The 26,235-nt window shown below is 70.8% G+C and carries 24 protein-coding genes and 1 riboswitch; of the genes, 7 read left to right on the plus strand and 17 right to left on the minus strand.

What is annotated here, in order from left to right:
- Position 1: 1 nt before the first annotated feature.
- Both AAH979_RS07810 and AAH979_RS07815 read left to right on the plus strand, forming a co-directional pair.
- Positions 2–532, plus strand: coding sequence for a MarR family transcriptional regulator (locus AAH979_RS07810; protein ID WP_346257365.1), 531 nt, complete (start codon positions 2–4; stop codon positions 530–532).
- A 76-nt stretch (positions 533–608) separates the two neighbouring features.
- Positions 609–2,384: a glycoside hydrolase family 15 protein gene (locus AAH979_RS07815; protein WP_346257366.1), complete on the plus strand. Its 1,776-nt coding sequence runs from the start codon at positions 609–611 to the stop codon at positions 2,382–2,384.
- An 83-nt stretch (positions 2,385–2,467) separates the two neighbouring features.
- Here AAH979_RS07815 and AAH979_RS07820 read toward each other — a convergent pair whose 3' ends face one another.
- The 3 genes from AAH979_RS07820 to AAH979_RS07830 form a co-directional block, all read right to left on the minus strand.
- A complete protein-coding gene (locus AAH979_RS07820) occupies positions 2,468–3,418 on the minus strand; it encodes a nucleoside hydrolase (protein ID WP_346257367.1) in 951 nt (316 codons plus the stop codon).
- A 239-nt stretch (positions 3,419–3,657) separates the two neighbouring features.
- On the minus strand, positions 3,658–4,500 hold the full coding sequence (locus tag AAH979_RS07825) for a S1 family peptidase (protein WP_346257368.1): 843 nt from the start codon (positions 4,498–4,500) through the stop codon (positions 3,658–3,660).
- A gap of 137 nt (positions 4,501–4,637) precedes the next feature.
- Entirely contained in the window at positions 4,638–6,149 is a 1,512-nt protein-coding gene (locus tag AAH979_RS07830; protein WP_346257369.1) for an SMI1/KNR4 family protein, read from the minus strand.
- A 199-nt stretch (positions 6,150–6,348) separates the two neighbouring features.
- On the opposite strand from AAH979_RS07830, the gene cpt reads away from it, so the two are divergent.
- Entirely contained in the window at positions 6,349–6,882 is a 534-nt protein-coding gene (gene cpt / locus AAH979_RS07835; RefSeq protein ID WP_346257370.1) for a chloramphenicol phosphotransferase CPT, read from the plus strand.
- Positions 6,883–6,924: 42 nt separating this feature from the next.
- Here the strand turns inward: cpt and AAH979_RS07840 are convergent, their stop codons facing one another.
- Positions 6,925–7,725 (minus strand): TetR/AcrR family transcriptional regulator, encoded by an 801-nt coding sequence (locus AAH979_RS07840; protein ID WP_346257371.1) that lies wholly within the window; start codon positions 7,723–7,725, stop codon positions 6,925–6,927.
- A gap of 87 nt (positions 7,726–7,812) precedes the next feature.
- Here AAH979_RS07840 and AAH979_RS07845 point away from each other — a divergent pair, with 87 nt between their 5' ends.
- Together AAH979_RS07845 and AAH979_RS07850 are read left to right on the plus strand one after the other, a co-directional pair.
- Positions 7,813–8,823 (plus strand): ATP-binding cassette domain-containing protein, encoded by a 1,011-nt coding sequence (locus AAH979_RS07845; protein WP_346257372.1) that lies wholly within the window; start codon positions 7,813–7,815, stop codon positions 8,821–8,823.
- Entirely contained in the window at positions 8,820–9,662 is an 843-nt protein-coding gene (locus tag AAH979_RS07850; RefSeq protein WP_346257373.1) for an ABC transporter permease, read from the plus strand. The genes AAH979_RS07845 and AAH979_RS07850 overlap by 4 nt, the downstream gene beginning before the upstream one ends.
- Positions 9,663–9,679: 17 nt before the next feature.
- On the opposite strand, the gene AAH979_RS07855 is transcribed toward AAH979_RS07850, so the two are convergent.
- Positions 9,680–9,916 (minus strand): hypothetical protein, encoded by a 237-nt coding sequence (locus AAH979_RS07855; protein ID WP_346257374.1) that lies wholly within the window; start codon positions 9,914–9,916, stop codon positions 9,680–9,682.
- A 333-nt stretch (positions 9,917–10,249) separates the two neighbouring features.
- On the opposite strand from AAH979_RS07855, the gene AAH979_RS07860 reads away from it, so the two are divergent.
- Entirely contained in the window at positions 10,250–10,669 is a 420-nt protein-coding gene (locus tag AAH979_RS07860) for a GntR family transcriptional regulator (protein ID WP_346257375.1), read from the plus strand.
- Positions 10,670–10,708: 39 nt separating this feature from the next.
- On the opposite strand, the gene AAH979_RS07865 is transcribed toward AAH979_RS07860, so the two are convergent.
- The 10 genes from AAH979_RS07865 to AAH979_RS07910 form a co-directional block, all read right to left on the minus strand.
- On the minus strand, positions 10,709–11,437 hold the full coding sequence (locus AAH979_RS07865; protein ID WP_346257376.1) for a GntR family transcriptional regulator: 729 nt from the start codon (positions 11,435–11,437) through the stop codon (positions 10,709–10,711).
- A 98-nt stretch (positions 11,438–11,535) separates the two neighbouring features.
- Positions 11,536–12,738 carry a membrane dipeptidase gene (locus tag AAH979_RS07870; RefSeq protein WP_346257377.1) on the minus strand — a complete coding sequence of 401 codons (1,203 nt, stop codon included), beginning with the start codon at positions 12,736–12,738 and terminating at the stop codon, positions 11,536–11,538.
- A gap of 33 nt (positions 12,739–12,771) precedes the next feature.
- On the minus strand, positions 12,772–13,764 hold the full coding sequence (locus AAH979_RS07875) for a dipeptide ABC transporter ATP-binding protein (protein ID WP_346257378.1): 993 nt from the start codon (positions 13,762–13,764) through the stop codon (positions 12,772–12,774).
- Positions 13,751–14,749, minus strand: a complete 999-nt coding sequence (locus AAH979_RS07880) for an ABC transporter ATP-binding protein (protein ID WP_346257379.1) — start codon at positions 14,747–14,749, stop codon at positions 13,751–13,753. The genes AAH979_RS07875 and AAH979_RS07880 overlap by 14 nt, the downstream gene beginning before the upstream one ends.
- Positions 14,749–15,618, minus strand: a complete 870-nt coding sequence (locus AAH979_RS07885) for an alpha/beta hydrolase (RefSeq protein ID WP_346257380.1) — start codon at positions 15,616–15,618, stop codon at positions 14,749–14,751. The genes AAH979_RS07880 and AAH979_RS07885 overlap by 1 nt, the downstream gene beginning before the upstream one ends.
- On the minus strand, positions 15,615–16,790 hold the full coding sequence (locus AAH979_RS07890; RefSeq protein ID WP_346257381.1) for a Xaa-Pro peptidase family protein: 1,176 nt from the start codon (positions 16,788–16,790) through the stop codon (positions 15,615–15,617). Before AAH979_RS07890 ends, AAH979_RS07885 begins: the two co-directional genes overlap by 4 nt.
- Positions 16,791–16,793: 3 nt before the next feature.
- A complete protein-coding gene (locus AAH979_RS07895; RefSeq protein ID WP_346257382.1) occupies positions 16,794–17,684 on the minus strand; it encodes an ABC transporter permease in 891 nt (296 codons plus the stop codon).
- Between the two features lie 160 nt (positions 17,685–17,844).
- A complete protein-coding gene (locus AAH979_RS07900) occupies positions 17,845–18,798 on the minus strand; it encodes an ABC transporter permease (RefSeq protein ID WP_346257383.1) in 954 nt (317 codons plus the stop codon).
- Between the two features lie 35 nt (positions 18,799–18,833).
- The gene (locus AAH979_RS07905) at positions 18,834–20,471 is read right to left on the minus strand and encodes an ABC transporter substrate-binding protein (protein ID WP_346257384.1); all 1,638 of its coding nucleotides are present in this window, start codon (positions 20,469–20,471) and stop codon (positions 18,834–18,836) included.
- Entirely contained in the window at positions 20,468–21,670 is a 1,203-nt protein-coding gene (locus AAH979_RS07910; protein WP_346257385.1) for a membrane dipeptidase, read from the minus strand. Before AAH979_RS07910 ends, AAH979_RS07905 begins: the two co-directional genes overlap by 4 nt.
- Positions 21,671–22,331: 661 nt before the next feature.
- On the opposite strand from AAH979_RS07910, the gene AAH979_RS07915 reads away from it, so the two are divergent.
- A complete protein-coding gene (locus AAH979_RS07915) occupies positions 22,332–22,985 on the plus strand; it encodes a class I SAM-dependent methyltransferase (RefSeq protein ID WP_346257386.1) in 654 nt (217 codons plus the stop codon).
- Between the two features lie 155 nt (positions 22,986–23,140).
- Here the strand turns inward: AAH979_RS07915 and AAH979_RS07920 are convergent, their stop codons facing one another.
- Both AAH979_RS07920 and AAH979_RS07925 read right to left on the minus strand, forming a co-directional pair.
- On the minus strand, positions 23,141–24,505 hold the full coding sequence (locus AAH979_RS07920) for a condensation domain-containing protein (RefSeq protein WP_346257387.1): 1,365 nt from the start codon (positions 24,503–24,505) through the stop codon (positions 23,141–23,143).
- A gap of 385 nt (positions 24,506–24,890) precedes the next feature.
- On the minus strand, positions 24,891–25,730 hold the full coding sequence (locus AAH979_RS07925) for an NAD(P)H-binding protein (protein ID WP_346257388.1): 840 nt from the start codon (positions 25,728–25,730) through the stop codon (positions 24,891–24,893).
- A gap of 263 nt (positions 25,731–25,993) precedes the next feature.
- Positions 25,994–26,225: riboswitch (cobalamin riboswitch) on the plus strand.
- Positions 26,226–26,235 lie beyond the last annotated feature (10 nt).

Below are 26,235 nucleotides of genomic sequence, written 5' to 3' on the forward strand. Positions count from 1 at the left end.
TATGAATGTTCCCGCCGACGACGCGCCAAACCTGCTCGGCGCGCTGAGTCTGCTTATCGAAGGCACGGTCCGGGCGGCCGTGACCGCCGAAGCGGGAGCCGCCGGGTCACTGCCCGAGGCGCTGGTAGTGCTCAAGGACCAGCCGGGAGCCACCGCGGAGTGGCTCGGCCACGTCCTCGGCCTCTCCCAACCGGGGACCGCACACCTCGTCCGCCGCCTCGTCCAGTCGGGCTGGATCGAGCGACGACCCGGCAGCGACGCACGCAGCTATCTCCTGCACCTCACCGCTGCCGGACTGCGGATCGCCGAACAGGTACTGCGGGCCCGACGCCAGGTCCTGACCGAGCTGCTCGCACCGTTGTCCGCCGAGCAGCGCCGGCAGTTGACCGGCATCGCCACGGCCCTCCTGCGGCCGCAGCCGGCCGACGAGCGGTGCCTGGCCCGGCTGTGCCGGCTCTGCGACCGGGCGGCGTGCACGGAGTGCCCGGTCTACGCGGGATACACGGATCGCAGGCCGGAGGGCTCCGGGTAGCCGGCCCACCGCGGACGCTCGGACGGCTCCGCTTCGCGGGAGGGCTAATCACAGCAAAATCGGGTATTCGCGCGGAATGTCCGAGGCCGCCATCGCCGACTACGGTCTGCTGTCTGACTGCGCGTCGGCGGCGTTGGTCAGCCGGGGCGGCTCAATCGACTGGTGGTGCCCGGGCCGGTTCGACGCGCCGTCCGTGTTCGGCCGGCTGCTGGACCCGGACGCCGGACACTGGGCCCTCTGCCCGGTGCCCGGATCGGAACCGCGGACGGAGCGGGCGTACGTCGACGGTTCGCTGGTGCTGCGGACCGTGCACCGTACCGGCACCGGCAGCGTCGCGGTCACCGACGCGCTGCTGGCGGAGCCCGGGGTGCATGCACACGACCTCGGACGGAATTCTCCGAGGGTGCTGGCCCGGGTCGTCGAAGGACTCACCGGCACGGTACGGATGCGCTGCGAGTACGTCCCGAGACCGGAATACGGGCTGATAGTTCCGTACCTGCACTGCCGCGACGGGCAGGTGCTCACCACCGCCGGCCCGCTGGCCCTGGCCCTGCGCGCCCCGGTGCCGCTGGACTGCGCGCGCGGGCGGGCGGTTGGCGAGTTCGACGTCGCCGCCGGTCAGGTCTTCGGCTTCGACCTGGCGTCCGCGCCGGCCGACGGCCCGCCGCCACGGCAACTGGATCCGGTACCGGCGCTGCGGGACACCGTCGAGGCGTGGCGGGCGGGGGAGGATCTGCACCGGTACGACGGCCGTTACCGCGACCTCGTGCGGCAGCACGCGTTGATCGTGCAGGGCCTGACCTACCGGCCCAGCGGGGCGGTGGTCGCCGCCGTCACGACGTCCCTGCCGGAGCGGCTCGGCGGCACCGACAACTTCGACTACCGCTACGCCTGGCTGCGGGACTTCTTCCTGACCATGCGGGCGCTCTGGGTCACCGCCTGCCCGGAGGAGACCGGCCGGCTCTTCGACTGGGCGGCCCGCTCGGCCGGCCGTACCGGTGACGAACCCGTGCCGGTCATGTACGGGGTGACCGGCGAGCGGAACCTGGCCGAGTACTCCCTCGACCATCTGCGCGGCTACGCCGGCAGTCGGCCGGTCCGGGTCGGCAACGGCGCCTGGCAGCAGCGGCAGCACGACGTGCCCGGCGAGGTACTGCTCTGTGCGTACCTGCTCCGTGACCGACTCGGCGACGTCACCGAGGAGCTACGGGCGTTGCTGGTCGGCCTGGCCGAGCAGGCCACGCACTGGCGGGAACCGGACGCCGGCATGTGGGAGGAACGCGGCCCCGGACGGCACTACCTCGCGTCGAAGGCGCTGTGCTGGGGCGCGCTGGACAGCGCGGTGAAACTCGCGCCGATCCTCGGCCCGCGCGCCGATCCGGAGCGGTGGACCGCCGTCCGCGACGAGATCCGGCGCACGGTGCTGCGCGACGGCTGGAACGAGCGCGTCGGCGCCTACACCGGAACCATCGGATCGTCGGAACTGGATGCCTCGGTGCTGATCCTGCCCGGGACGGGCATGGTGGCGGCCTCCGATCCGCGGATGCGGGCCACCATCGAGGCCATCGCGAGAGACCTGACGACCGAAGGACTGGTCCGCCGCTGGCCGGACGATCCGGCCGGCTTCGTGATCTGCACGTTCTGGTTGGTCGAATGCCTGGCGATGGCCGGCGAGACCGAACGGGCCGCCGCCCTCTTCGAACGCACCGCCGCCCGCGCCAACGACCTCGGGCTGTTCGCCGAACAGATCGACCCCCGCACCGGCGCGCATCTTGGCAACACCCCGCTGGCGCTGTCCCACGTCGGCCTCATCGGAGCCGCCTGGCGGCTCACCAAGCCCACCTTCATCTGAACCTGTCTGGCCTGACCCCGCCTCCGGCAAGTGCGCCGGCAACGGACGCGGCCTCCTCCGGCACCCTTCGGCACGCGCGGTCGTCACCGGCGGCGCGCCGGTGACGCCAGCCGTTCGACGGCGCCGAGCACCAACTCCCAGAACGCCTCGACGTCCAGGTGCAGTGCCACGTTGGCGTTGTCCGGCGTGGCGGTGCGGTGGTGCAGGTCGACCACGGTCGCGCCCCGGGTGTGTGCCCCGGCCAGTTCCACCGCGACCGGTGCCGGTACGCAGGCGACGATCGACGCGTCTATCACCCGGGCAACGGCGATCGGATCGTGCAGCGGCGGATCGGCCAGCCCGAACACGTTCTGGTACGTCGCAGCGAAGAACGTCATGAGGTCGATGCAGATCCGCGCGAGGTCGGTGTCGAGCCGCCGGAATCTCGCGATGACGTCCGGCGTCACCAGCGCCTGGTGTGTGATGTTCAGTCCGCACATCGTCACCGGCAGGCCGGAACGCAGCACGATCTGGGCGGCTTCCGGATCCACCACCACGTTGAACTCGCCGTACGGCGTGACGTTCCCGCGTCCGGTCGAGCCACCCATGAACACGATTTCGCGGATCTTCGGCGCCACCTCGGGGTGGTCCCGCAGCAGCGTCGCGATGTTGGTGAGCGGTCCGGTGGGGACGAGCGTGACGGGTTCCGGATGATCGAGCAGGATTCGGCGGATCAGCGCGACGGCGTGCTCGTCGAGGACTGGCACCGTCGGTTCGCCCAGAGTCGGGCCGTCGAGCCCGCTCGCCCCGTGGATCTCCGGCGCCACCCGCAGTTCGCCGGCGATCGGCCCGGCGCATCCGGCGGCGAGCGGCACGTCGGTGATGCCGGCGGCGGTGCAGATCCGCCGCGCGTTCACCGTGGTCTTGTCGAGGGTCTGGTTGCCGGCGACCGTGGTGATGGCGAGTAGGTCGATCCGGGGGTCGGCCGCGGCCAGCAGGAGGGCCAGCGCGTCGTCATGGCCCGGGTCACAGTCGAGGATTACCGGAGTGGTCACCGAACACAACCCGCTTCCGAGGTCGACGACAGCGGTTCGCCCAACCGTACGGCAAGGTGCGCCGCTGGCCGGCTCCGGCCGGCGCGGATGGTAGGAGTCGAGGGTTGCCGAACGGTTGGCGATGCTGCGGCCAGGTGGGAACCGGAGACCGGCTCAGTGGCGCGGAGTGGACGCCCGCTCGCCTGTGGAACCGATGCCCGTCGCTCGGGCACGGTGTGTGGCTGACCGGCGTTCCTGGGCTACGGGACGGTGACGCCGTACGCGGCGAGGATCTCCATGATCGGCTGGTAGTACGTCGTCCCACCGGTGGTGCAGTTGCCGCTGCCGCCGGAGAGGATGCCGAGGATGGTGCCGGTCGACGCGGAGTAGAGCGGGCCGCCGCTGTCGCCCGGCTCGGCGCAGATGTTGGTGCGGATGAGCCCGAAGACGCTGCCCTCGGCGTAGTTCACGGTCTGGTTGAGGCCGGTCACCGTGCCGCAGCGCACGCCGGTGGTGGCTCCGCTGCGGCAGACGGCCTGACCGACGTACGCGTTGCCGGCACCGGTGATCGGCAGCAGTTGCGGGTAGGTGTAGACCGCGCTGGGATGGCTGACCGCACCGGTGTAGCGCACGATGCCGTAGTCGTTGCCGGGGAAGCTGCTGCCGGCGTTGGGGCCGAGCGGGATCGTCCGGCTGCTGTCGGCGTACCAGGTCGAGGCGGCCCGGGTGCAGTGCCCGGCGGTGACGAAGTAGGACGTGCCGCTGGCGCGTACGTTGGCTCCGAGGGAGCACCGGCCGGCGGCGCCGTAGATGGCCTGTCCGCCGGCGATGAGTAGGCGTAGGCGGCCGGGTTCGCGGCGGAACGCCGCTCCGGAGCGGTCGGCGACGGCGCGCAGTACCCGGGCCTGGGCGTTGTCGACCGACTCGTCGACGGTGAGCGTGGTCCGGCCGGTCGCCGGATCGACACCCCACGCGGTTCCGGCGGTCCGCACCTCGGCCACGCTGGCCGGACCGGGTGAGGAACTGCCGTGCTCGTGTGCGGCGGCCGGGGCGGCGGGCAGCAGTGCGGTGAGCGTGAGGACGAGGACCGGTACGAGGCGCATCCCGCAACCCCCGATTGTCGACGGTCGATGTACTGCCCAGGATCCGTCCTCGCCGCTATGGTTTCAAGCCCCGGCGCGCGAGCGGGTCGCCCGCTGCCGACGCTGGCGGTCGTGGGCGATGTCGAGCCGGGGTCCGCTCATCGCGGCCCGGCGCCTCGTCGCAGCCAATCGGCCCACTCGTCGGCCTCCTCCAGCCGGGCGAATCCGTTCAGCGCCGCGGCAGCCAGCCCGGTCGGCAGCGAACCGGGGCCGCGTAGCTCCCGCCACTGGGCCAGGTTGAGCTCCAACACCCGGAGACCGGGCACATCCCTGATCCGGTGCAGGTCACTCACCTCGGCCCCGGACAGGTCGACGTGGACCAGAGCGGGGAGGTCGACCAGCGGCGCGATCGAGACCGGGGAGCGGGAGGCGAGCCTCAGCCCCCACAGGGTCGGATGCCCGCCGAGTTGCGAAAGGTCGAGCTCGGCGGCGTCGATCGACAGCCACTCGACCGGCACGTCGGGCGGGAGCGCCGTCGTGACCGCCGTCGCGCGGTTTATCGAGACACTGCGCAGCCGGCCGAGCGGCGCCAGGTCCGCCAGGTGGAGGGCAGTCGCGTCGTTGAGGTACAGCTCCTGCACGTCGAACCCCGTGACGACGTCGGCAACCCGCCGCTCGCCCACCCGCTCCGAGTGGTTGTACGGCGGATGAGCCGAGACACGCCGCGCAGTACCGTCGTCCCGCAGCGTCCCGAGACGGTCGTGCAGCGCCGCCGTCACGGACTCGGCGACGTAGCCCACCGGCCCATGGAAGTCCCTGCCGTACTGGATGAGCTGCCCGGAGGTTCCCTCCGGCCCCGGATCGAGGTCGACCATGCAGAAGTTGCCGCCCCGGTCGGTGCCGACCTCCACCCACCAGTCGTTGCGGGACACCCGCCGTACCCGGCCGGGCGGGTACGCCTCGTAGACGACCGGGAACACCGCGAACAGATCGTCGTTGCCCAGGAACGCTCCGGGCCCACCGTCCAGGTACTCGGCCACCACGGATTTCAACGGCAGCAGCGCTCCCGCCCCGAGTAGCCCGTACTCCTCACCGCCGGATACGGTCCGGTACAGGGCCCGGAGGTCCTCGGGCAGCCGCAGGCCCATGGCCGACTCGGCGGCCCGGATCTCCTCTTCCGAATGCCCGGCGCCGAGTTCGGGCGTGTCCCCGGTCTGCCGGGTGTACTCGCGCACGAACTCCGCGACGAGGGCACGGACGGTGGCGAGTACCTCCGGATCGGTGGGCCGGTCGGTGACGGCGACGTTGGGCGGCGCCGGCATCGGCGAGACCGGGTGGTGGGGGTGCCGGTAGTCGGGGTCCAGCACCAGCCGTACCGGCGCCACGGTGGGCAGGTCGAAGGTGTACCGCAGCTCGGCGCGGCCAGACCCGTCGCGGGCGAGTTCGACGACGAGCGGGCGGTCCTCCCCGTCCGGGCGTACCGCTTCGTCCACCCGGCGGAGCAGGTCGTGCAGGGCGAACCCGGTGCCCGCGACCGCCGACCGCCCGGCGGCGTCGAACGTGTGCAGCGAGCTGCCGCCCCGTGGCCGGTATCGCCCTTGCAGGACCGCTATGTCGCTGCGGCCCAGCGCCGACGCCATCTCACCGATCAGCCCCCGCAGATCCGTCATCACCAAACCCTCTCCGCACAGCGATGAGCCACGGACCACGAGGTACGAGGCACGCACACGATAGCGAGCAGCAGCACCATCCGGTCTGTCGCCGGGAGCGGTATCCACCGTCGGTCTGGCGATGCACGGATACCTTCGGCCTGGTAATTCGCCAGGGTCCGTTTCTCGGCGCAATGGGAAGCGGTTCTATCGTGACGTGGTGACAACTCAGGTGATCGTGCTGAATGGCGGATCGAGCTCGGGTAAGTCGGGAATCGCCCGGTGCCTGCAGGCGGTCCTACCGGATCCATGGCTTGCCATCGGGGTCGACACACTGATCGATGCGATGCCCGCGTCCATGCAGGCGACGGATGGGGGCATCGAGTTCACTTCGGATGGCGGGGTGAAAGTCGGGCCGGAGTTCCGGTTGCTTCAGACGGCGTGGATGGAGGGAGTCGCCGCGATGGTCCGTGCCGGCGCCCGGGTCATCCTCGACGAGGTTTTCCTCGGTGGAGGGGGGTCGCAGCAGCTCTGGCAGAAGGTCCTCGGCGGGCTGGACGTGTTCTGGGTCGGCGTCCGGTGTGAGGGTTCGGTCGCCGCGGGCCGTGAGGTCGCCCGGGGAGACCGGGTCCGGGGAATGGCCGTGTCACAGGCGGAGATGGTCCACCAGGGCGTCGCCTACGACCTGGAGGTGGACACGACGCATACCGAGTCCCTGGCGTGTGCGCGGACCATCGCCGCACGGCTCAGGTGACCCGAGCCGACCGGCGCCGGCCGACCGGCGCGCCGCGCGGTGTCATGAGCAGTCGGCGACCCCATCGACCTCCGGCGCATCGGCGGCCGGGGCCGAGCGGCGGGCGGCGAACAGCGCGGCGAAGCCGTCGAGTAGGCAGTGCAGGCCGAATTCGAAGGTCTCGTCCCAGCCCGCGTCGAACGCGTCCGCGCTGAGTGCGGCCATCGCCGGGTAGTCTCCGGAGGCCATGGCCCGCTCCAGCACCGGAAGGTGCTGGCTCCAGAACTCCTCGTCGCTGACGCCGCTCTCCTCGGCCGCGGCGAGGTACAGGATCCGGTGCCGGGCGTAGCCGGTGACGAAGCCGTCGAGCGCGATCATCACGCCGATCCGTTCCTGGCTGGTCAGGCCGAGACCGGTCAGCGCGGCGACGACGATCTCGGCCCCGGCGAGGCTGTTCGGGCCCATCACCGGCCGGGTCCAGTTGACCTGGAGCAGCCAGGGGTGCGCCAGGTGCAGCCGGTAGGAGTCGTGGGCTACTGCCGTCAGCAGTTCCCGCCAGCCCTTCTCCGCGGCCCGGACCGCCTCCTCGCCGGGCCCGCTGACCCTGTCCAGCATCAGTGCGAGGAGTTCCGCCTTGCCGGGGACGTACCGGTACAGCGTCATCGCGCCGACCCCGAGTTCCGCGGCCACCCGCCGCATGGAGATGGCGGCGGTGCCCTCCCGGTCGGCGACGGCGATCGCCGCTTCGACGATCTTGTCCAGGGTCAGGGTCGGTTTCGGTCCCCGGGCGGGGCGCCCGCCGGTGCCCCAGAGCAGTTCGATGCTGCGTCGCAACTGCTCGGTGGGGGTGAGCTCGCTCGTCATGGTGCCGTCAGCCTACAAGTCGGTTGTGATCTGGGTACAGCGTACGCTAATCTCCGTACACCGTACCCAGTCTAGGGAGGGTTTGTCTTGCCCACGTCTGACTACGTCGTCTTCACCGAGGGCCTGCAGAAGCGATATCGCGACACCGAGGCGCTGGCCGGGCTGGACCTCGCCGTGCCGCGCGGTCTGGTCTACGGCCTGCTCGGCCCCAACGGCGCCGGCAAGACCACCGCCGTGCGCATCCTGTGTACGCTGCTCCGGCCGGACGGCGGGCGCGCCGAGGTCGCCGGCTACGACGTACGGACCCAGGCCCGCCTGGTACGCCGCCGCATCGGCCTGACCGGGCAGAACACCGCGGTCGACGACAACATCAGTGCCCGGCAGAACCTGGTGATGTTCGGCCGCCTGTTCCACATCGGCGCGGCCGCCGCCCGGCAACGGGCTCAGGAACTGCTGGACCAGTTCGGCCTCTCGCACGCGGCGGACAAGACGCCGAAGAAGTTCTCGGGTGGGATGCGACGCCGGCTGGACCTCGCATCCAGCATGATCCTCGCGCCTGACGTGCTGTTTCTCGACGAGCCCACCACCGGACTGGACCCCGCCGGGCGACGCGAGGTGTGGCAGGCGGTGGGAGAGCTGGCCTCGCGCGGCACCACGGTGGTGCTCACCACCCACTACCTCGACGAGGCGGACCGGCTCTGCGACCGGATCGGGGTCATCGACCACGGCAGGAACCTCGTCGAGGACACCCCGAGCGGGTTGAAGCGCCGGATCGGCAACGAACGGCTCGAGGTCGTCGCGGCCGAACCGGCCGACCTGCCGGCGATCGGCGCGCTCGTGGGCGGGGTCGCCGCCGCCGGGCGTACGGCCACGGTGGACGACGCCGTACTCGCGGTCAGCGTCCCGGTGGACAACGGCGTGGCCGCCCTGACCGAGGTCGCCGCCGAACTGCGCCAGCGGGGCATCGCCGTGGCCGACCTGGGGCTGCGGCGCCCCACCCTGGACGAGGCCTTCCTGCACCTGACCCAAGAACGCCGGAATGCCGGCGCGCACACCGACGAGAAGCGTCCGACCGCCTACCTGGAGGCCAGCAGATGACCACGGTCCACCTCGCGCCGGATCCCAGCGACACCCTCGGTAGCCGGATCAAGTGGGCGGTCGTCGACTGCTGGACCATCCTGATCCAGGAAATGGCGCACCTCGTCCGGCAGCCCTCCAACTTCGCCTGGCAGCTCGGCTTCCCGATCGTCATGGTGCTGATGTTCGTCTACGTCTTCGGCAGCGCCATGGACGTCTCGGGGCAGGGTGCCGGCACCGGCTACCTGGAGTTCGCCATGCCCGGTCTCTTCGCCATGACGATGGCCTTCGGCTTCATGAACACCGCCTTCGCGGTAGCCATGATCAAGGAGCGGGGCTTCATCGACCGCTTCCGGTCCATGCCCATGGCTTCGTCCGCGGTGGTCACCGGCCGTGGCCTGGCCGACGTCATCCACGCCACGGTGGACCTGGCCATCCTGGTCGTCATCGCGCTGGTCCTCGGCTGGCGCCCCGGCGGCAGCCTCGCCGCGACCCTGACCGCCTTCGCGCTGCTGCTGTGGCTGCGTACGGCCCTCATCTTCGTCGGAATCCAGCTCGGGTTGATGCTGAAGAACACCGAGGCGGCCGGGAACCTGTTCGCGCTCGCCTTCCCGTTCGGCATGGTCTCCTCGGTCTTCGCGCCACCGGACCTGATGCCGGGCTGGCTCGGCGCGGTCGCCGCCTGGAATCCGGTCTCCTCCACGGCCGGGGCGATCCGGGAGTTGTTCGAGTCCCCGGCGGTGGCCAGCGGCTACTGGATCGAGGAGCACGCCGTCACCACTGCCGTACTCTGGCCGGCGGTCATCACCGCGATCTTCCTGCCCCTGGCGGTACGCCAGTACCAGCGCCTCAGCCGCTGACCACGAGCGGCGACCGGTCAGCCTGCGACGAGGTCCATGCGGAGGAACTCGGTGATGCGCAGCAGCTTCGGTGGGCGCGCCACATCGGCGGGGAGGGACTGGAACGCCTCGACCTCCCCGACGAGGCGTGGGGCGGTGAGTTCCACCTCCCTCCCCGCGACCCGGAGCCGCGCACCGCCGGCCGCCAGCACGTTCTGTACCCAGTCCGAGCGCGATCCGTACACCAGGACGAACAGGTAGCCGCCATACCTCACAGAGATGATCGTCGACCATGGCCTGCGGGCGGGTTACGACCCCGCACACGAGTTCGGCTACGGCCTGGACCTGATCCTGGATGCGCTCGAAGCACGCCGGAGGTAGGTCCGGTACCGCTACGACCTGACCAGGCCGGTCGGCGACCGGGTCCCGGTCAACCCGCCGGCGCTGAGGTGGGCGACGGCGGTGTCGGGCCGCTGACGCCACCGGCGGGCACGCCAGGTCCGCCACCGCGCACCGGCGGTGGCGGACCTGGTCCGCCGGATCGGCTGCCGCCGACATCGGCACCGTGGCGCGGAATTGGCGTATTGTCCTGCGACAACGGTTGCTACATGAGCGGAGGCATGGTGGGCAAGGGCTCGTCGGACGCGGGACCGGGGATCGTCATCGACGCGTCGTCGCCGGTGCCGCCGTTCGAACAGTTGCGCGTGCAGTTCGCCCGGCAGATCCAGGATCACACCCTGGTCGTCGGCACCCGCCTGCCGCCGATCCGCCAGCTCGCCGCCGATCTCGGCCTGGCCGCCAACACGGTGGCCAGGACCTACCGGGAGCTGGAGGAGGCGGGACTGATCGAGACCCGGGGCCGGGCCGGCTCCTTCGTGTCGGCAGCCGGTGAGCAGGCGCGCGAACGCGTGCGACGCGCCGCCGCGGAGTACGCGGCAGTGGTCACCAGCGCGGGCGTCGACCCGGACGAGGCTGTCCGGATCGTCCAGGCGGCGTTGATCACGGGTACGCCGGCCACTGCCGGATGACCCCGTCGCCTACCGCCAACGGGCTGCCGGGGGCGAGGCTCAGGCTCCCCGGGTGATCCGCAGGGTCAACACGTCGGTCCGGACCGTGATGTGCCCGTGGAACAGCGCCAACCCCTCGGCGTTGTAGCCGATCTGGGTGGCGCTGACCAGCGGGTGCCCGATCGGCACCTTGAGCCGTCCGACGGCTGCCTCGTCGGCGAGGACGGCGGCGAACTCGATCTCGGCCCGCCGTACCGGCATCCCGGTCGCACCGGCCAGGAACTCGAACATGTCCAGGTCGATGCTGACCAGGCCGGACGGGTCGAGTTCGCGGTCGCCGACCCGCAGCGGCAGGTGGTCGCGGATCCAGGCCGCCGCGACGCCGTCGACGGCGAAGAGCCGGTCGACCCGCCAGACCGGTGAACCGACGTCCAGCCCGAGGATCTTGGCGCAGTCGTCCGGGCACTCGGCCCGGCTCACCGCCGCGTCCTGGAGTGCCGGCCGGTGCCCGGAGGCGGTGATCCGGTCCCGCAGCGCGGTGACGTCGCCGATCGACACCGGTACCCGTTCGGTCGGCTCGCTGACGAAGGTGCCGACACCCCAGGTCCGGGTGAGTACGCCCTCGGCGGCGAGCTGCCCCAGCACCTCTCGCACGGTGGCCCGGCTGACCGCCAGCCGGTCGGCCAACTCGCGCTCGTTGGGCAGCTTGTCACCGGTCCGGAACTCGCTGCCGATCAGATCGCGCAGTTGGCTCTGCGCGGTCTGTAGCGCGGTCTCGCGCCGAGCCATCAACCCTCACCTCTTCGCTCCGCCGCGCCAGCCATGGCGTACGGAGTGTAGTAGCTGGGCGCCCACCCGAGCGGGTGCACGCCAACCACCCGACGTCGTTACCAGACCTGTTCCAGTACCCGGATGGTGTTGCCACCGATCACCTTGGCGATCTCGTCGTCCGAGTAGTCGTGGTTGACCAGCCAGCCGACGATGTTCCCGAACGCCTCGCCCGGGTTCTCCACCCCGGAGACGTACTCGACCCGGGGGTGCTCGGGCTTGTTGCCCGCGTCCTTGCCGTAGTTGCCGGCGTACACCTTGTGCACCCCGACGTGGTCGCCGAACATCGTGTCCGGGCCGAACGTCACGTGGTCGATGCCGACCAGGTCGACGCAGTAGGTGAAGTGGTCCATCACCGATTCGAGGGAGTGCTCCAGGTGCGCCTCGGACAGGGTGGTGTGCGGGGCGGCCTCGATGCCGATCACCCCACCCCGCTCGGCGCAGGCCCGGATCACCTCGTCCGGCTTCATCCGCGAGGTGTTCCACACCGACCGCGCCCCGGCGTGGGTGATGAAGACCGGCACCCGGCTCGCCTCGATGGTGTCCAGGCAGGTCTGGTCGCCGGAGTGCGAGACGTCGATGGCGATGCCGAGCTTGTTCATCCGGTCGACCGCGCGCCGGCCGAAGTGGGTCAGCCCGCCGTCCCGGGCCTCGGACAACCCACCGCCGAGCATGTTCGCCTGGCTGTACGCGATGCCGAGCTGTCGCACCCCGAAGCCGTAGAGGATGTCGATCCGGTCGAGTTCGTTCTCGATCGGGCTGCTGCACTCCAGGCCGGCGACCAGAGCCAGCCGGCCGTCCCGCTTCGCCGCCCGGATGTCGGCGAGCGAGGTGGCCAGCGTGACGTAGTCCTGCTGGTAGAGGTCGCTCATCCGCATCCCGAGGGCGTAGATGAGGTCGTTCCACTTCCAGCCGTTTTCGCTGGTCACGCAGGAGGCGCCGGCCATGAAGTTGTCGAAGACGGCGGTCAGGCCGGACCGGGCCAGCCCCTCGTAGCCGGTCCGCTGCCGGGCGGTCCGGTTGTAGGCGCGCAGCTCGGTGACGTCCGCCGGCAGGATCACAGGGTGCTCGTGCAGGGAGATCGCGATGTGCTCGGCGAGCAGGCGCGTGACCCGCTGCCGCTGCGTGTCGGAGAGCCCGAGGTCGTGCTCGGGTACCCGACCGATCTCCGGGGCCAGCTCGAAGACCCGGTAGTCGGCATCTGGCTCCAGGTACGAGTAGGACTTGTGGCCCTGGTACCGGGACGCGGGTTCTTGCAGCAACACTTTCTCCTTACGCGACGGAACGGTGCGTGGCTAGGCGGCGGCCAGCGGGTAGTGGCAGGCGACCGCGCGGTCGCCGCCGGCCAGCGGTGGTTCGGTGATGGCACAGGTCTCGGTCGCCTGCCAGCAGCGGGTGCGGAACCGGCAGCCGGATGGCGGGTCGACCGGGCTGGGCGGATCGCCGGTGAGGAGAATCCGTGTCCGCTCCGCCCGGCCGACCGGCTCGGGGACCGGCACCGCCGACAGCAGTGCCTTGGTGTACGGGTGGGCCGGCGCGTCGTACAGCATCGGCTCGGGGCCGCTCTCCACCAGCTTGCCGAGGTACATCACCGCCACCCGGTCGGAGATGTGCCGGACCACCGACAGGTCGTGCGCGATGAAGACGTACGCCACGCCCAGCTCCCGCTGGAGCCGTTCCAGCAGGTTGACCACCTGGGCCTGGACCGAGACGTCGAGCGCGGAGACCGGCTCGTCGCAGACGATCACGTCGGGTTGCAGGGCCAGTGCCCGGGCGATGCCGATCCGCTGCCGCTGCCCGCCGGAGAACTGGTGCGGATAGCGGTCCAGGTGCACGCTCGGATCGAGCCCGACCAGGTCGAGCAGCTCCTTCACCCGGTCCAGCCGGCGCCTGCGGTCCAGCACGTCCGGGTGGATCTCGAACGGCTGGAGCAGGATCTCCCGGATCGTCCGGCGCGGGTTCAGCGAGGTGTAGGGGTCCTGGAGCACGATCTGGATCCGCCGGCGCAGCGCCCGCAGGTCCCGCCCCCGGGCGGCGTGCACCACCGCGTCGCCGAAGCGCACCTCGCCTGCGGTCGGCCGCTCCAGCCCGACCAGCATCCGGGCCAGAGTGCTCTTGCCGCAGCCGGACTCGCCGACGATGCCGAGCGTCTCGCCCCGGCGCAGCGTGAAGGAGACCCCGTCGACGGCCTTGACCACCCCGCCGGAGGTGAACGGCAGCCTCCCCTTCACCGGAAAGTGCCGGACCAGGTTGTCGACCCGCAGCACCAGGTCGTCATCTGCGGACATGCAGCAACTCCTCCCGGTGGTGGCAGGCGCTGGCGCGGCCCTCGGGCAGCGGCTCCAGCGCCGGCAGCGTGGCCCGGCAGACGTCGTCGGCGCGCGGGCAGCGCAGGTGGAACGGGCACCCGCTGGGCAGCCGGGCCGGGTTCGGCGGGGCGCCGGGGATGGCGTACAGCTCCTCGTCGCGCCGGTCGATCCGGGGCATCGAGGCGAGCAGCCCCTCGGTGTACGGGTGCGCCGGACCGGCGAAGATCTGCTGCACGGTGGCCCGTTCGACGATCCGGCCGGCGTACATCACCGCCACGTCGTCGGCGACCTCGGCCACCACGCCCAGGTCGTGGGTGATCAGCAGCAGTGCCATCCCGCTGTCCCGCTGGATCTCCGCGATCAGCTCCATCACCTGCGCCTGCACGGTCACGTCCAGCGCCGTGGTCGGCTCGTCGGCGATCAGCACGTCCGGCTCCAGCGCAATGGCCAGCGCGATCATGATGCGTTGCCGCATCCCGCCGGAGAACTGGTGCGGATAGTCGCGTACCCGGTCCTTCGCGGCCGGGATGTGCACCCGGTCGATCAGCTCGACGGCGCGCCTGCGCGCCTGCGATCGGGAGAGCCCCCGGCGGACCCGGAGCAGTTCGCCGAGCTGCTCGCCGACCGGGTAGACCGGGTTGAGCGCGGCCATCGCGTCCTGGAAGACCATGCCGATCTCCTCGCCGCTGACCCGGTCCCGCTGTTTCGGGGTCAGGGTCAGCAGCTCCCGGCCGCGCAGCCGGACCGAGCCGCTGACCCGGGCCGGCGGCACGTCGAGGATCCCCATCACCGCCTGCGCGGTGACGCTCTTGCCGGAGCCGGACTCGCCGAGGATCGCCAGGGTCCGGCCGGACTCCAGGGCCAGCGACACCCCGTTGACCGCGTGCACCGCGCCGGCCGACCCGGTGCCGCCGCCCGGCCCGGGGAAGCTGACCCGCAGCTCCTCCACCTCCAGCAGGGCCATTACCGGATCCCGGCCGAGTCGAGGAAGTCCCGCACGGTCCGCTGGAACAGCTCCGGCTCCTCCAGTTGCGGCGAGTGCCCGGAGTGCTCGAAGACCACCAGTTCGGCGTTCGGGATCAGGTCGGCGATCACCTGCGAGGCGGCCACCGGAGTACGCCAGTCGTGCCGGCCGACGGTGACCAGGGTCGGGCAGGTGATCGAGGGAAGCTGCGGCTTCAGGTCGTAGCGCGGCATGTTCTGCCCGAACGCGGCGTTGTGGGTCCGGTAGTGGAACCGGGTCGCGTGCAGCTTCGCGGCGTCCTTGGCCGGGTCGTGCCGGTGATCGTAGAGCGGCAGGATCGCCTTCCAGTACTCCCGGAGCTGCTCGTTGCTCTCGAACCGGCCGGTGCCGATCCGGTCGATCGCCCACTGCGGGATCACCGTCCGGTCGGTGTTCCTGGCCTTCTCGACCGCGAGTTCGTTGTGCCCGCTGTCGGCGGCGGTGTCCCGCAGGATCAGCGCGGCGACCCGGTCCGGATGTGCGACGGCGTATTCGAGGGAGATGAAGCCGCCGTACGACCCGCCGGCCATCACGATCCGCTCGTAGCCGAAGTACTCCCGGATCGCGTCGACGTCGGCGACCCACTGGGCGTGGGTGAACGGCTCGTCGTCGCTGGACTCCCCGGAGCCGCGTGCGTCGAAGACGATCACCCGGTACCGGTCGGCGAACGGCCCGAACGACCGCTTCGGCTCGGACCGGGAGCCGAGCCCGGGCGCGCCGTGGTGCACGATCATCGCCGGTGCGTCGACCGGTCCGAACGCCTCGACGACCAGCTCGGCACCGTTGATCGTCAGCCGGCCGGAAAAGTCGGACGAGTTGTCGACCGTCATCGGACCTCCTCGATGATGTTGGATGCGAGATCGCGCGGATAGCCGGTCAGCCGGCGCGGCCCGGCCTCCTCGACCAGTACGGTGTCGGAGATCCGGTAGCCGGCGTGCCCGGGTACGTAGACGCCGGGCTCGCTGGAGAGCAGCATCCCGGGTTCCAGCACGGTGTGGTCGCCGTCCTCCACCCAGGGCGCCTCGTGGTTCTGCAACCCGATGCCGTGCCCCTGCCGGTGCCGGATGTAGTCGCCCAGACCGTGCCCGCGCAGCACGTCCAGGCAGATCTTGTTCACCTCGGCGCAGGTCCGGCCGGCCCGCATCGCCTCGGTGCCCACCTCCTGCGCCTCCCGGTCCGCCTCGTAGTAGCGCCGCTGTTCCGGGGTCGGCTCGCCGACGACGAAGGTGCGCTCGCTCTCCACGAACCGGCTGGCCACCGCCGCGCCGAGGGAGAGGATCAGGGTGTCGCCGGGCCGGACCCGCCGCCGGGTCGGCAGGCCGTGCGGCAGCGCCGAGTTCGGGCCGGCGTAGACCAGCCCGCCGGCCAGTTTGGTGGTGTAGACCACCAGGTCGTAGTCGGCGTACATCCGGTCGGTGCCGTACCCGATGACGTGCCGGGCGATCTCGTCCTCGCGGGGGAGTGCGGCTCCCCGGCGCAGCGCGTCCGCGATCAGTTCCCGGCCGGCGGCGAGCATCTCGTCGCAGATCCGCGCCGCCGCCTCGTGGCACGGGATCTCCTCGGGAAATTTGCGCAGCCGCAGCTTCGCCACCGCGTCGGTGGTGACCAGCGTGCTCCCGCCGAGCGCCCGGGACAGCGCCCGGTACGCCCCGATCGACAGCCCCGCGCTCACCCCGATCTGCTTCGCCCGCCGGCCGGACAGCGCCGTGCCGAGGGTCTGTTCGGCGCTCACCACCCCGGGGAACTCGACGTAGCTGACCGTCTCGACGCCGACGCCCTGCCCGGCGGCGTACTCCTCGTCGAGTCGGGGGATCACCAGCAGCGGGTCGCCGGCGCGGGGCATCCAGAGGTAGACCGGCCGTTCGGTGGCGATGTAGAAGAACCCGGACAGGAACGCCACGTCGGCGGGGGAGGTGGCCAGGAACCCGTCGAGGCCGCGTACGTCGAGCGCGTCGGCGAGCCGGGCCCGGACGGACGAGTAGAAACTGTCGGGCAGACGCACGGGTCAGCCTCCGTTCCGGCGGGGGTCTCGGATGTCGTTGAACCGCATGCCGGCGACCGTCGCGGCGAGCACCAGCAGCAGGATGGCCAGCGACGGGAAGAGGGTCTGCCACCAGGCGATGGCCACCACCCCGCTGCGCTGGGCATTGAGCAGGATCCGCCCCCACGACCAGGCGTCCGGGTCACCGAGGCCGAGGAAGCTCAGCCCGGCCTCGGAGATGACCGCCCGGGACGCGGTGAGCAGCACGCTGACCACGATCAGCGGGACCACCGCCGGCAGGATCTCCCGGGTGACGATCCGCCATCCGCTGGCGCCGAGTACCCGGGCACCGTCGATGTACGGCATCGCGCTGACCACCAGCCCCTGCGAGCGGATCAGCCGGGCCACCTCGGGCCAGGCGAAGACGCCGATGATCAGCGTCAGCGTCCAGACGCTCGGGTTGACGATCGCGGCCAGCATGATCATCAGGGGCAGCGTGGGCAGTGCCAGCATCACGTCGGTGACGACCGTGCCGACCGCGTCGACCCGGCGGAAGTAGGCCGAGGCGAGCCCGATCGCCGTACCCAGCACGATGGCGATCAGCGAGGCCGCCACCCCGATCAGCAGGCTGGTCCTGGTGCCCCAGACCACCTGGGCGAAGATGTCCTGCCCGAGATCGTCGGTGCCGAACAGGTGCGCGCCGGACGGCGACCGCAGCACGTCCGGGCTGGTCCCGCCCGGTTCGTCGGCGATCAGCGGCGCGAAGGCCGCGAGCAGCACCATCACGACCAGCACCGCCGCGGCGAGCAGCCCGGACGGCTGCCGGAAGAACGTCCGCCAGGCCGACCGGGCGCCGATCGCCGGCTCCGCGGTCGGAGCGGTCGCCTCCGCCTCGGTCACCAGTGGCGCACTCATGGCTGTGCCTCTTTCGTTCGTGACTGCGGGGCTCGCAAACCCGGCTCTCCTCGCATTCCGCCGCGACCTGTGGAGGTTTCCGCTCCGCCGCGTCCCACCCGGGCGGCCCGGGAAACCTTCGGTCCCACCCGAGCCGCCCCGGAACGCTCGCTCCTTGGGCTCACAGCCGGATCCTGGGGTTGAGCACCGCGTAGAGCAGGTCGGTGAGCGCGTTGGCGACCACCACGGTGATGGCGAGCATGATGAACGCTCCTTGCAGGACGGGATAGTCGCGTTGTCCGACCGCCTCGTAGATCAGCCGGCCGACGCCGGGATAGGCGAAGACGGTCTCGGTCAGCACGGCGCCGCCGACCAGGGTGCCGAGTTGCAGCCCCATCAGGGTCAGCGCCGGCAGGATCGCGTTGCGCAGGCCGTGTTTCCACAGTCGGCGCCGGGCGGACAGGCCCCGCGCCCGGGCCGCCCGGATGTAGTCCTCGCCGAGTACGTCGATCAGGTTGGTCCGCAGGGTCAGCGCGTACGGGCCGAGCTGCACCAGCACCAGCGACGCGACCGGCAGCACCAGGTGGTGCGCCAGGCTCAGGTACGCCGCCACGCCCCGGGTGTCCGGGTCGATCGCCCCGCCGATCGGAAACCAGCCGAGCCGGGCGCCGAGCCAGACCAGCAGCAGCATCGCCACGCTGGGCACGAAGAGGGCGTGCCCGGCGATGCCGAAGCCCTGGAGCAGCTTGTCCGGCCAGCGGCCCCGGTGCGCCGCCGCGGACACCCCGATCGGGATGCCGACGGCGATGGTGAGCAGGAACGCCACCCCGGCCAGCAGCAGGGTCCAGGGCAGCCGGTCGAGCAGGATGTCGGCGACTGGCTGGATCTGCCGGAACGAGATGCCGAAGTTGCCGTGCAGCAGTTCGCGCAGGTACGAGACGTACTGTTCCAGCAGCGGCCGGTCCAGCCCGTACGTCTCGAGCAGCGCCGCCCGCATCTCCGGCGTCATGTCCCCCTCGACCATCAGGGTCGTGGGGTCCCCCGGCAGCAACCGGAGCAGGAAGAACGTCGCGGTGATCGCTATCCAGACGGTCAGTACGGCCTTCAGCGCCCGGTTGAGCACGAAGCGTGCCACGTGGGGGACCCCTCCCTTCTACCTCGTCGCGCCGGTCAGCCGACCGGCTTGACCTGGGCCAGCGAGTACGCGGTGACCATGCCGAGCAGGTCGGACGGCGAGGCCACGAAGCCGGTGAACTTGCTGGCGTTGTAGGCGAACTGGAAGTTCTCCACGTAGAGCGGCGTCAGGTACGCCTGCTCGTGCACCACCTTGTCGATGTTCTTGATCTTCGTGGCGAACGCCGCCGGATCGGTGGTGGCCGCCGCGTCGTTGATGAGCTGGTCCATCTCCGGCGACTTGAGCAGGTTGTAGTTGATCCCGCCCGGGTTGCTGGAGAGGTAGGTGCTGCGGAGCTGGTCCATCGGGTTGTCGAAGACACCCCACTGGGACGCGTCGATGTCGTACTCGCCGTCCTTGGTACGGGAGAGGAAGGTGTTCCGCTCCACGCACTCGTTGGTCAGCTTGATGCCGGCCTTCGCCGCGCTCTCCCGGAAGAGCTGCACCACCCGGGTGAGGTTGGCGTTCGACTGGTCGCAGGCGACGCCGAGGTCCAGTCCGTCGAAGAGGCCGTCACCGTTGCCGTCGGAGTAACCGGCCGCGGCCAGCTTGGCCTTCGCCCCGGCCGGGTCGAACGGGTACGGCTGGATCTCGGTGTTGTCGTAGTCGGCGAAGATCGGCGAGATCGGTCCGGACATCTCCTTGGCATCGCCCTGGAGCACCGACGAGATGATCGACTTGGTGTCCACCGCCATCGACAGCGCCTGCCGGACCTCCTGCTTGGCCAGGTCCTTGTTGTTCATGTTGTAGGTCAGGTGGGCGAAGCCGAGCGCACCGACCTTGGTCAGCTTGATCTTCGAGTCGTTGGCGAAGGTCTTCGCCGCGGACGCCGGCACCGGGGTGCCCATCAGGTCGATGTCGCCGTTGCGCAGCGCCAGCATCATCGTGTTGACGTCCGGGTAGAGCCGGAACTCGACCTTGCCGACCGCCGGCTTGCCACCGGGCGCCAGCGGGTACTTGTCGTTGCGCTTCAGCACGTACCGCTGGCCCTTGGTGGCGCTCTCCAGTACGAACGGCCCGGCGCCGACCCAGTTGGAGTCGTTGGCGAACTTCGACAGGTCACCGGCGGAGGAGAAGACGTGCTTCGGCACGATCGACATCCAGAACCCGACGCCCTCGGCGAACGGCGCGTACGGCTGGGAGAGGTGGAACTTCACCGTGGTCGGGTCGGGTGCCTCGATCGAGGTGACCCAGGTCAGCTTGGCGGCCACGTTGCCGAGCTTGTACTTCATGATCGATTCAGCGCTGAACTTGACGTCCTCGGCCACCACCGGCTTGCCGTCGGTCCAGGTGAAGTCGTCGCGCAGCCGGAAGACCGCGGTCTTGCCGCCGTTCTCGTAGCTGTACTCCTTGGCCAGCTCCGGTGCCTTCTTGGCGTTGGCGTCGATCCGCAGCAGGTGCGGGTACATCGCGTTGAGGATCCAGGAGTCGGTCTTGCTCAGCGACTGGAGCGGGTTGAAGTTCGACACGTCGGTGGTGGTGCCGATCCGCAGTACGTCGCCGCCGCCGGAGCTGTCCCCGGACGACGAGTTGCCCTCGTTGAGCCCGCACCCGGACAGGCCGAGCGCGGCCGCCGCGCCGAGCGTGACGGCGACCCGCCACCGCCGGGTACGGCCGGAAATTGTCCTGCTCACCAAACCTCCCGAAGAACGCGAATGATGTTGCCGCCGATGACCTTGGCGATCTCGTCGTCGGAGTAACCGTGCGTGACCAGCCAGCCGACGATGTTGCTGAAGCACTCGGCCGGGTTCTCCAGGCCGGAGACGTACGGCACCCGGGGGTGGTCGACGGCGCCGTGCGCCTTGCCGATCGCCAGGTGGCCGGTGAAGCTGTCGTGCAGCCCGACGTGGTCACCGAAGTTGGTGTCCGGGCCGAACGCCACGTGGTCGATGCCGACCAGTTCGACGCAGTAGACGAAGTGGTCCATCACCGACTCGATCGAGTGGTGCGGATGCGCCTGCGAGAGCGTGGTGTGCGGGGCGGCCTCGATGCCGATCACGCCGCCGCGCTCGGCGCAGGCCCGGATGACGTCGTCCGGCTTCATCCGAGGGGTGTTCCAGACCGCGCGGGCGCCGGCGTGGGTGATGAAGACCGGTACCCGGCTCGCCTCGATCACGTCCAGCGAGGTCTGGTCGCCGGAGTGCGAGACGTCGATGGCGATGCCGAGCTTGTTCATCCGGTCGACGGCGCGCCGGCCGAAGTGGGTCAGCCCGCCGTCCCGGTCCTCGGAGAGCCCCGAGCCGAGCATGTTGGCCTGGCTGTACGCGATGCCCATCTGGCGTACGCCGAAGCCGTACAGGATGTCGATCCGGTCCAGTTCGTTCTCGATCATCGTGGCCGCCTCCAGCCCGGCCACCAGGGCGAGCTGGCCGTTCCGCTTGGCGGTGAAGATCTCCTCCAGGGTGGTCGCCACGACCACGTAGTCCTGCTTGGCGATGTCGGCGAAGCGCAGCCCGATGTCGTAGATGACGTCGTCCCACTTCCAGGCGTGCTCGCTGGTCACGCAGCCGGTGCCGTTCATGAAGTTGTCGAACACCGCGGTCATGCCGGACCGGGCCAGGCCCTCGAAGCCGAAGGAGTTGCGCCCGGTCCGGTTGTAGTCCCGCAACTGCGTCACGTCGGCAGGCAGGATCTTCGGGTGCTCGTGCAGCGAGATCGCGGCGTGCTCGCGCAGCAGCCGGGCGACCCGGTCGGACTGCTCGTCAGTCAGGCCGAGGTCGTGCGCGGGCACCCGACCGAGTTGTGGGGCGAGGTCGAACACCTTGAAGTCGACCTGTGGGGTCAGATAGTCGAACGACCGGTATCCCGTATAGCGGGAAGCACGTTCCTGCACTAGTCAGCTCACCTCGGAACACTCAGAGGCATGAGGATGGAGGTCTGACCTCCTGCCTTTCCGGGACCGTACGTGAGATCACTGCGCATTGGGAAGATCTCGTGATCCGACCGTTATCTACCGGGTGTCGTTGGACGCTGCCGGAAACCCGCTGGTAACAAGGCTTGTCGTGTCGGAACAGGGGCGCGACGAGGGGTCCGCGCAGCCGGGTCGACTGCCCGGCGAGCGTGAAGATCGGTTTCCTGGAGGTCTGACCACTGCCGATCGGGGTGGGCCGACGGGCCACTCGGCCGACCGCTGGAGCTGACCCGGGCACCAGATTCTGGGACACGGGAGCGCCGGTGGCGGCGCCGCCGGGACCGGACCCACGCCCGCTCCGGCAGGCTGGTCAGTGGCTACGGCGGCGTCGGCCCGCCGCCGGGCGACGGCGGTACCCGGCGGGGGATGGCTGAAATCATCACTGTCCTGCCATTGCTGCCAGATCCCTGGGCCGGCCGGACCAGCAGGGCCGGGAGGCTGGCCGGCAGGGGAGCCCTACGTCCCTCCTTGCCAAAGCGGCAAGGATAGTTGCTCGAATCGCACTTCCTCGTCACCGTTGAGGCAAGAGCAACACGGCTGTTGCCACCGGCTTCTTTCGGACGACTTCCCCAGGAGCAGAGCGATGAGCGAGGCCCACGACCAGCATGGATCGCCGCACGCGGATGACTCCGCGTTCGGGCCGCAGTGGTGGGAGCGCCACTACCAGGAGCACACGGCGAAACACGGCTCGCCGAGTCCTCAGTTGGTGGCCGAGGTGAAGGGCCTTCCCGCCGGGTCGGCCCTCGACGCGGGCTGCGGACGCGGAGTCGACGCGCTCTGGCTTGCCCGGCAAGGCTGGCAGGTGACGGCGGTCGACGTCTCACCGACGGCCGTCAGCGACGCCAAGGACTTCGCGCACCACGAGCCGGACATCGCCGCACGCATCTCCTGGGTCGTGGCCGACCTGACGACCTGGCAACCGCCCCAGCAGTACGACCTGGTGGTCAGCCAGTACGTCCACCCCGCCATTCCCTTCGGTGAGTTCGTTGCCCGGCTGGCCCAGGCTGTCGCCTCCGACGGCACGCTTCTCGTCGTCGGCCACGATCATGCCGATGAGCACTCGGCGGCCCATGCTCCGGACAGGGCGTCGATCGGTCTGGACGCCGTCACCGGCTCCCTGACCAGAAAGCTGTGGGAGGTCGACGTGGCGGAGTCGCGGACACGTTACGTCGGGCACGGTTCGACCCGGATGAGCATGCGTGACCTGGTGGTCAGGGCCCATCGCAAGCCGATGTGAGGGCGCTTCCGCCCGAAGCGACCGCTCGGGCCGACCCATGGTGCCAGTTCCGAGCCACCTGAGGACTGCGACCCGACTCGGCGCAACGACGCGGCGTGCCGGGTCGAGCCGTGCCGGCTCCGCTGCTCAGGGCTGTCCGCCGGCAGCGCTGGGCACTAGTCGGTGGGCAGCGGCTCGTCGTCCGGCGGGCGAAGCGCCGAGACCGGGCGCTCCGGATCCGTGGCGACCAGGCTGAGCAGAAGCGCGAGGTCGGTGACCAGGCTCTCGACCGTCTCCGGCGCGAAATGGCGCAGGTCGTACCTGGCGTGCAGCCCGAGCCGCTCGCCAGGCACGACGAGCAGGTTGAACGGGTGGTGCGACGCCGACCACCGGCCGTCGAAGCGTACGGAGAGAGTCGACGCGTCGGCCGTACCGGTGAACAGGTCGTTGTCCATCGGGTACGTCTCGAAGTCGAGCACGGTCTCGAACAGCGGCACCCCGGCGGGCAGCCCGGCCCAGGACCGGACCAGTGCCGGCGGCACGTGGTCGAACGGGCGGGCCAGTGCCTGGCGTGCCTGCAACCCGCGCAGCCACACCCCGACCGGCTGGTCGGGCCGGATCCGGACCCGGACCGGCACGGTGGTGGTCAGCGGGCCGACCAGGGCCTCCGCCGCCGTCCCGGCCGCCCGGCCAGCGACCGTCGAACCGATGACGATGTCGCCGGTGCCGGCACGGGCGGACAGCAGCCTCGCCCAGCAGCCCTGGATCACCGTTCCCAGTGCGATCCGCTGCTGACCGATGGCCTCGTGCAGCAGGTAGGTGTCCTCGCTGGTCAGTTCGAGGGAGTATTCGTCGAACGCGTCCGCCGGCTCTCCCCGCCAGTCCGGCGGATCGCTCTGGAGTGGACCGCACGCGGGCCGGTCGGACAACTCCGCGCGCCAGAAATCCTCCGCCTCGGCAAGGTCGCGGGCGGCGGCCCAGGCGATGTGGTTCCGGAACGGCGCCGGAGCCGGCAGCGGGGCGTCCCGGCCCTCGATCGCCGCCCGGTAAGCGGTCAGCACCTCGCGGAGCAGGATCGGCAGGCTCCAGCCGTCGACGACCAGGTGGTGGGCCGTCCAGACCAGCAGGTGCTCGGTCTCGGAGACGCGGAGCAGGGCGAACCGGGACAGCGGCGGGTCGTCCAGGGTGAAACCCCGGACCCGGTCGGCGGCGAGGAACTCGGCGAGGCCGCGCCGGCGCTGGCAGGCCCGGATCGTCCGTAGGTCGTCGAGGTGCCATTCGGGTGCCGGCGGCTCGGCCACGACCACCTGGACGGGCTCCTCGGCCCCGTGCCGGACGAAGCCCGTGCGCAGCACCTCGTAGCGGGCGATCACCTGGTGCCAGGCCCGCTGGAACTCGGCGACCCGCAGCCGGCCACGGATGACGAGCCGTACCTGTTCGAGGTCGCGCGCCGGATCCACCTCGTCGGAGGCCGGGTGGAGTATGCCGCGCTGGACCGGCGAGAGGGGGTAGCCGTCCCGTACGTCGACCGAACTGGTCATCCCGTCACCTCCTGAGGCCGGGTGGACGCGGCCGGAGACCCCGGGACGACCACCGGGCCTGGCGCGGCCTGCACCCGCGACGCGAGAAGAACTGAGCGGCTCATGTGGGCAGTGACAACTCCCTGTTCGCGCACCTGCCGGTACAAGGGACGACAGCGCACGGAAACATGGAGATCCATGATTCGACGCCGAGTGTCGCCGACGTTACCAGGGGTGGTGCGGCGCTGTCTCCCCGCCGCGCGTGCGATCGGATCCGGGGCCTTTTCGGCGAAATTGTGCCTGCTCGTCGTTCCGCTCTGCGGAACGGTGCTCGCCTTGATCATCGCGTCAATCCGTTCGGTGAGCCTCGGGCACACCACACTCCCGCCGAATCCGGACGGCTGCGCTATCCCGCCTGCTCCGACGGGCCGGCAAGGTACTCGCGCCAGGTGATCCGCCCCCGGTTGCCGGTCGAGGGCACCAGCGCACCCGCCCGGAAGGCGCGGCCGAGCCGGCCCGGCACCGGCAGCCGGAGCATCCGACGCCGGATCCGCCGCGCCGCCAGCCATTCCCGGACGAGCGTGCCGCCGTCCAGTTCCGCCGGCCCGCCGAACTCCTCGGTCGCCCCGGCGGGTGCGGCGGTGACCCGCCAGCGCAGGTGCGCGGCGACGTCGGCGACGTCGACCGGCTGCGCCGTGATTCCCGGATCGACGGGCAGCACCGGCAGCCAGGCCAGCCGGGACAGCGCCTCGGCCAGGAACCCGTGGAACTGGGTGACCCGGAGCGCTGTCCACGGCACCGGGCCGGCCGCGACCGCCGCCTCCGCCTCGATCTTGATCCGGAAGTACGGCCACGGCACACGGTCGGCGCCGACGATCGACAGGTACACCAGGTGCCGCACCCCGGCCCGGGCGGCGGCCTCGACCAGCCGGCGCGTGCCGGCCGCGTCGACCTGGCGGGTGTAGCTGCCCTGGTAGGGCGCGGCGGCAAGGTGGACGACCGTGTCGACCCCGTCGACCGCGGCCGGTAGCCCGTCCCCGGTGACCAGGTCGAGCCGGACCCGGCGCACCTCGCCGCCGGCCGGCCGGTCCGATCGGTCATGGCGGGATCCTCCGGGAAGCGAGCCGGGTTTCCCGGTCGGCGCCGGCGCCCGGCCGGCGGCCCGTACGGCGTGCCCGGCCCCGGCCAGTTCCGGGGTGAGTACCCGGCCCAGCCGCCCGGTCGCCCCGGTGATCAGGATTTCCATGGATGTCTCCGCAGGTCGTCGGATCGGGCCGACCCTGACCGACGGTCGGCGGGCGGGCCACGGTGGCGTCGCGGAAAGGACGGGCGACCACCCGTCGTTGTGACCGCGCCTCGGGCCCGCGCCACGTCAACGGCGGTGGGGAACGGGCGACCGTCGCCGTCCCGCTCGTCCCACCTTCCCCCACCCGTCACGTGGCGGGTGCGGGAGGATGTCGACACGCCGACACGACATCTTGGGGTATGACTTTCGGGCCGTCCCTATATATGGTGTTGATCGTAGCTGGTTCGGCCGCCGCCCGGCGGTCGAGGCAAGAGGGAACCCGGTGGGAGTCCGGGACTGCCCCGCAGCGGTGAGTGGGAACGACCGCCGTCATCACGCACTGGGTCGTCCGGCCGGAAACCGGACCGCCTGGGAAGCGACGGCCAGTAGGCGAACCCGGGTACGCCCGCGGCCGGCCCACGAGTCCGAAGACCTGCCAGCGCGCCGCGTACGAGCCCGTACGCGG

The organism is Plantactinospora sp. ZYX-F-223, assembly GCF_039649625.1.
Lineage (GTDB): Bacteria > Actinomycetota > Actinomycetes > Mycobacteriales > Micromonosporaceae > Plantactinospora.

Excerpts from the sequence above, each read along its gene's own strand:
- AAH979_RS07920 (WP_346257387.1), bottom strand. The coding sequence starts at position 24,505 with ATGACCAGTTCGGTCGACGTACGGGACGGCTACCCCCTCTCGCCGGTC.
- AAH979_RS07810 (WP_346257365.1), top strand. The coding sequence starts at position 2 with ATGAATGTTCCCGCCGACGACGCGCCAAACCTGCTCGGCGCGCTGAGT.
- AAH979_RS07925 (WP_346257388.1), bottom strand. The coding sequence starts at position 25,730 with ATGGAAATCCTGATCACCGGGGCGACCGGGCGGCTGGGCCGGGTACTC.
- AAH979_RS07885 (WP_346257380.1), bottom strand. The coding sequence starts at position 15,618 with ATGACGGTCGACAACTCGTCCGACTTTTCCGGCCGGCTGACGATCAAC.
- AAH979_RS07860 (WP_346257375.1), top strand. The coding sequence starts at position 10,250 with ATGAGCGGAGGCATGGTGGGCAAGGGCTCGTCGGACGCGGGACCGGGG.
- AAH979_RS07850 (WP_346257373.1), top strand. The coding sequence starts at position 8,820 with ATGACCACGGTCCACCTCGCGCCGGATCCCAGCGACACCCTCGGTAGC.
- AAH979_RS07880 (WP_346257379.1), bottom strand. The coding sequence starts at position 14,749 with ATGGCCCTGCTGGAGGTGGAGGAGCTGCGGGTCAGCTTCCCCGGGCCG.
- AAH979_RS07875 (WP_346257378.1), bottom strand. The coding sequence starts at position 13,764 with ATGTCCGCAGATGACGACCTGGTGCTGCGGGTCGACAACCTGGTCCGG.
- AAH979_RS07895 (WP_346257382.1), bottom strand. The coding sequence starts at position 17,684 with ATGAGTGCGCCACTGGTGACCGAGGCGGAGGCGACCGCTCCGACCGCG.
- AAH979_RS07825 (WP_346257368.1), bottom strand. The coding sequence starts at position 4,500 with ATGCGCCTCGTACCGGTCCTCGTCCTCACGCTCACCGCACTGCTGCCC.
- AAH979_RS07840 (WP_346257371.1), bottom strand. The coding sequence starts at position 7,725 with ATGACGAGCGAGCTCACCCCCACCGAGCAGTTGCGACGCAGCATCGAA.
- AAH979_RS07830 (WP_346257369.1), bottom strand. The coding sequence starts at position 6,149 with ATGACGGATCTGCGGGGGCTGATCGGTGAGATGGCGTCGGCGCTGGGC.
- AAH979_RS07865 (WP_346257376.1), bottom strand. The coding sequence starts at position 11,437 with ATGGCTCGGCGCGAGACCGCGCTACAGACCGCGCAGAGCCAACTGCGC.
- AAH979_RS07815 (WP_346257366.1), top strand. The coding sequence starts at position 609 with ATGTCCGAGGCCGCCATCGCCGACTACGGTCTGCTGTCTGACTGCGCG.
- AAH979_RS07915 (WP_346257386.1), top strand. The coding sequence starts at position 22,332 with ATGAGCGAGGCCCACGACCAGCATGGATCGCCGCACGCGGATGACTCC.